Source organism: Secundilactobacillus oryzae JCM 18671, from assembly GCF_000740055.1.
Classification (GTDB): domain Bacteria; phylum Bacillota; class Bacilli; order Lactobacillales; family Lactobacillaceae; genus Secundilactobacillus; species Secundilactobacillus oryzae.
The window spans coordinates 1-5,142 of record NZ_BBJM01000054.1; the positions used below are offsets into that span (position 1 = coordinate 1).

Annotated in this window: 6 protein-coding genes and 2 pseudogenes; all 8 read right to left on the minus strand. The window is 40.6% G+C overall.

The features are described from left to right. Positions 1–104, minus strand: a pseudogene (locus LOSG293_RS09380) (replication initiation protein); the annotation flags it as partial. 372 nt (positions 105–476) lie between these two features. Continuing rightward, entirely contained in the window at positions 477–1,070 is a 594-nt protein-coding gene (locus tag LOSG293_RS09385) for a 6TM ABC transporter family protein (RefSeq protein ID WP_034529721.1), read from the minus strand. Then, positions 1,067–2,413: pseudogene (locus LOSG293_RS09390) on the minus strand (relaxase/mobilization nuclease domain-containing protein). Before LOSG293_RS09390 ends, LOSG293_RS09385 begins: the two are co-directional and overlap by 4 nt. Next, complete coding sequence (locus tag LOSG293_RS09400) at positions 2,395–2,697, minus strand: plasmid mobilization protein (RefSeq protein WP_034529723.1); 303 nt, start codon at positions 2,695–2,697, stop codon at positions 2,395–2,397. Before LOSG293_RS09400 ends, LOSG293_RS09390 begins: the two are co-directional and overlap by 19 nt. Positions 2,698–3,063: 366 nt before the next feature. After that, on the minus strand, positions 3,064–3,621 hold the full coding sequence (locus LOSG293_RS09405; protein ID WP_024526983.1) for a hypothetical protein: 558 nt from the start codon (positions 3,619–3,621) through the stop codon (positions 3,064–3,066). Then, entirely contained in the window at positions 3,609–4,142 is a 534-nt protein-coding gene (locus tag LOSG293_RS09410) for a hypothetical protein (RefSeq protein ID WP_022638802.1), read from the minus strand. The genes LOSG293_RS09405 and LOSG293_RS09410 overlap by 13 nt, the downstream gene beginning before the upstream one ends. Before the next feature lie 179 nt (positions 4,143–4,321). Continuing rightward, positions 4,322–4,633, minus strand: a complete 312-nt coding sequence (locus tag LOSG293_RS09415; RefSeq protein WP_034529727.1) for a hypothetical protein — start codon at positions 4,631–4,633, stop codon at positions 4,322–4,324. 79 nt (positions 4,634–4,712) lie between these two features. Next, positions 4,713–5,142: replication initiation protein (locus tag LOSG293_RS09420; RefSeq protein ID WP_034529729.1), on the minus strand; the 430-nt coding region annotated here is incomplete at its 5' end.

A 5,142-nucleotide genomic window follows, 5' to 3' on the forward strand; every position in this document is an offset into this window, starting at 1 on the left:
AGACCACCAAAAGACTTAGCAAGGTCATTACCTTGTACGACTAAGTAATCTTGCCGACTTAGCAACTTATCCAGAGCCTTTTGAGCTTTTTTATTTTTAGTCATTAAATTTCCCCATTTCCTTTAAAACATCATATAACTTATAACACATAAAAACATTTTTTTATTTAATTTATGTTTTTTAACGTGGAAAATGTGTTTTTTAACGTGGAAAATGTGTTTTAAAAGCTCTGTATCCCTTGGTATGACAGTGTTTCTAATCGCCCTAAAGTATTTAAAAGTAATTAAAAGTATCCGTTAAAGTATCTTACTTACGCGCGAAGGCAATAAAAAATTTAAAATTTCAAAAAAAAGTTCTGCTATCAATAGCCATAGATGTATATCTAGTATGAAAACGTAGGTCAAAATCAAAAGATGTGGTTCAGAGGAAGCCTCGACTGTCGCTCGGCGGGAAGTACATGCTACAGTCGTGCGTCATTAATAATTATGATACTGATTCTTATGTGGTTTGTGGAAACCGTGTATCCACGACAACATAACTGTTAAAAATGCACTAGGCACAGCGACCACACCAATCTCTAGCACTAATAAGGCAAATACAAGGAGTAAGGCAACAATGGCCTTAATAACGCCCCAGAGGCTCCAATTAGGCGCTAGTGCGTGCCATATAGGCCCAACGCCACTGAGGTGAACGACCATAGGCCCAATTAACCACAGCAATACTAGCGTGGTCACAATGAGGGCGACAATCCCGACTCCTTGACCGATTATAGCTAGCGTCTGCTGGCGTTTTGTTGGTTTCAATTCCCGTTGAGCCGTGTTAATGGCTTTGTTAAGGGCATCTAGGCGCCGCTGACTGCTGTCAAATTGTTGTTGATTGGATTGAATCAGCGAATTGAGATGGTCAACATATTGCTGGGACGTATTGTTGGCAAGGTTATCAACCTGCTTAGCTACTTGCTGGTTCACTTCGCGCTGAATAAGCGCGTTAATGGCGGGCACTTGCGACCAATTAATTTCATCGTTTTGGTAAGCTGCTAGGATTTGCTTTAACATTTCATGGTCGTTCATCGATGGAACCCCCTGTTTTGATAAGTGTGATAGTAACCATTATCGTCACGGTCTTCTTTGTTTTGTCTGGACTGGTCAAGTTTGTCTTGAAGCTGATTGAAAAGGGCTTGTTCTTGTTGCTTCTGTGCTTGCAGTTGATTTAAATATCGTCCAATTTTCCCTGCAATTGCGCTAATTGCGTTTGAGAAGTTGCTAATCTGGCCGCCGAATCGTTTAATTCTTGTTCCAAGGTCTCTAGTTTGGTGTTTTGTTCGTTGGACATGCGGGCTAAATTCTTTTGCCGTTGAGCTAATGTAGCGCGTATCTCGTCCTGTTGCGACTGTAAGGCGGTCAATACTTTGACCTGATTGAGTAATTGCTGGTTCTCGAGATTTAGCGATTCGTTCTCGTTGTTCAGCTTGCTGTTTTCGCTGTTCAAACGCTCGACTAGGGCTTGAAGCTCGGCTATTTGTGACTGATTGGTTTGGTTGTTGACTTCTTCGCTCCAACTCATGGAAAATTTGCTCCTTTTCGTAATCTGTGCCTAAAGATTTGCCACGAGCCCGCCGGTGCTTGTTTTCAGCGTCTAAAAACTCGAATGAGAGACTTTTTCCACGTTCGTGGGTAATTATTCCAGATTTAGCTAAGTGCTCCGAGAACGTCTTATATGAGTCCACAGAGGTGTCTAACATGACCTTGTCAATATGGGCACGTAAATCATCTTTCCAAACATAGCCCCCTTTTCTGGCTATGTTACGTTCAGCTATCGTACGTTTCTCCGGCGGTTCAGGGGCAATTTTGTGCGGATATAGACGTCTGTTGAGATTGTTAGAAATGATAGATAAGCCGTGTGCCATTGCAATTTCATCGTTGAACTTGGCTAGACGTTTAAAGTCGTTTTGATGGTGGTATTTCTTGCCAGTCGTGAGGCTTGGCATGTTCACGATAATGTGATTATGGAGTTTGTGCCCAGTGCCGTCTAAGTGAGTATAGACAGCAACTTGGTGGTCAGGTGCCATTTTTTGAGCGAGTTCTTGGCCTAATTGATTAGCCTTGTCCTAATCAGCCGGATTAGCCGCATTGAGATCGTGCTCATCGAACGACTGAATAACTCGCATTGCTTGGGTGCTGCCAGTGTTTTGAAATAAGTCACGAGTCTGTTTCATTTGCGAGCTGGCATAGGCAGGGTCGATATTAAGGCCACTGGTTACCACAGCCCGGTTATGGAGACTGGCGACCAATTCAGGGTTAACCCCTTGATTGACGAGCCAAGCCTTGTCTGGTTCTTTTAGCTGATTTTGCCCCCGCGCATAGTTGAGCGCGGCCGTACAGCTTTTGGCGCGACTTATCTTAATTGTTGCCATAACTGATTCACCTCGCTTCTTAGAGCGTTAATGTCAGCTAGGGCAGTCGGGTTATCGGCATTGGCCCGTTTAGCCAGCTGGTTGAGGTTATTACCAATACGAGCCAGTGCCAGATTTAATTGGACGGCGTCATCGTGGTTGAATTTGGGCTCAACTAGTTTAGACCGCAGGGCTAATTTCTTCGCGTAAGCCGAAGTTGATAAGCCAATTTGGTTAGCTGACGTGGCTAATTTTTGATACTCAAGTTCACTCAAACGGTAGTGGATTTGTCTAGTCTGGTTCAAGTCAAAAAGCACCTCCTAATGATTAAGTACCCGTTCTCCTTATTCAGTCGAATGGGTACTAAACGACCGTAAGCATAATGGCCTTTCGCTATTCGCTTAAGGGCAATTATAGACGGTCGGTAGGAGCATGGCGAGCAGTCCATTTGGTACACAATTGCTGACGCAACTGTGCTCCAAACGCTTGTAAGAGGGGCGCTATGCTCCCCTCTTAACTCCCCTCAAAGGGTCCACTTCATCTTCGATAAAGTGGAAAAACCGGTCAATTAAGCTCCGCATAATTGACCCCAAATACCCCCTTTTGCCATTATGGCAAAAGGGGGTATTTGGGGTCGGATCATTAAACTTTCGTATACAATTTCCATATACTTAATAAGGAACTGCTAAGGCTGTTGTTCCCCAGTATATTAAAATGAGAAAGACGAGTTTTATCCATTTTTTCTGAGACAATTCAACTTTCATGGAAGCAAACCATCTAGAAAAATAGTTTTGATAATTTTGAAATTTATTTGTGCTAACAACCTGAATGGAAATTACTGCAAGATTATATACTAAAAATATATAATCAATTTGACGAATTAAACGTAGTATAAAAATAAGCGAATGATTGGGCAAAAAGATGACAAATGTATAGCCTATACCACCTAAAATCATCGCTACGTTAAAGAACAATAGAATTTTAGTGAACGTAGCATTGGGAATAATTGAAATGATCAGATATTCAATTATCACAAAAAAAACAGCGATAAAAGATTTTAGCACAATATTAAAATTCACGTCATTTAATGGACTAATCTGAATTTTATCTCTATTAATTATAGTAAACACCAAGGAGATAGTGAAAAAAACAAGCATTATTAAACATGTGAACTGCAGATTATTTTTAGTTGTTTTGAGATTTTTTGTGATCGTTTTTAAGCCTTCCATTGTTCTTCCACCGTTGCTGTTAAGTGAGTTCTAGATGAGTTGCTGTATGCCTTGGTTACTACTTTAAGATATACGTGGCCTGCATTTTGTGCAGTGTAGCGAGAGGCAGTATACCAAGCATGCCCATGTACCCCCTTACGAACTAGGATACTACCAATATCTTGACCATAGTGCAGATATTCACCCCCGAGCTGGGTCAAAAATTGTGATACGGTTAAGTTGTTAAATTTCTTAGTGCTCTGCAAATGCCAAGTTAATCCACTGCCCCCAATTACCATGAAAGTTGAGAATGGCGTAGTGTCAGCGCTGGAAATGACAGCTGGTTGAGAATTGTTGTCATTATTAATTGTTACATCATTACTATCCGTGGAAATTCCTGCTGCTTCAGATGCTTTAGATAAAGTAGTGCTGTCAGAGCTTGTATTGGTTGTTCCCTGATCTGCTGAAGCGTGGGTTAATGGTAATCCTAAGAATAAAGAAGTAACTGCTAATGAAAGACTCATTTTTGTTAATGTTTTCATACATACCCCTCCTAAATGGCCATTCCTTAATCCTACTCTAATCATTTTTTAACATAAAGTGCAATAATGTGCAACATGAATTCGAAGGAAAAAATAATGTTAAATAGTAGAAGGGATATTTTTTGAAAAGATTCGTATATGCCTTTTTATTGGCTCGCATAGCTAATAAAAAGGCATGTCTAATGCACGTTGTTTAGTTTTCGGAAGAAGGTCAACAATTCAGGGTAAAATGTTTTGTAATCAAGCTTGTTTCCCCAATTGTCTACGTTCCATTCCTCAAGCTGTTTCTGGAATTGTTGCGCTTGAACTTGCAATTCAGCCGGCAAGACAGGTCTATCAGTAGTTTTCGCTGTGTGCATAAACTTTTGATAAGCCGAAAAAGTTTCCATACCTTGTTTGGTCACCATATCGTGACCAATTTTATTAGCAAGCTCTTGTTCAGCAAGGACTAAACGTTTCTTCATGGTTGGAATATCCAAAGTTTTTGACATAATTCATAGCTCCTTATTTTTGTCTTTGATTGGCACACACCAACGTCCATACTTAACTGATACATAAGGTATTTAACTTCTAATTCACTAATTTGTTTCCATCAAGGATTTCAAGTCGGTATGCTACTATTTTACGCCCGCTTTTTAGAGAGGTTAGAGTGCACTCGGCATTAAGTTTTTCTTCTAATTCTTCTGTGGCACGTTTTAGAACGCTGGTATAAAACCTACTAGCACTAACCCGGCGTCCCTTACCTAAGAACCAGCCTTGCCAATCCTCGGTTGAACCATTAATTGTGGTAACGATAGCATCACCTTGCCGGTAGGATTCCCATAATTTTAAGAGAATAAGACCGTACTTGCCATTAACGCGACTAAGTTCTCTTAGATGGAAACTATAGAAGTTTCTTTTAAGGTCAAAAACAAGCGGTGCAGCATCTTCTGAGAATTTAAACTGAACCGTACCCGATTCACCAAAGACGATCCTGCCGAATAATTGAGTCATAATGATA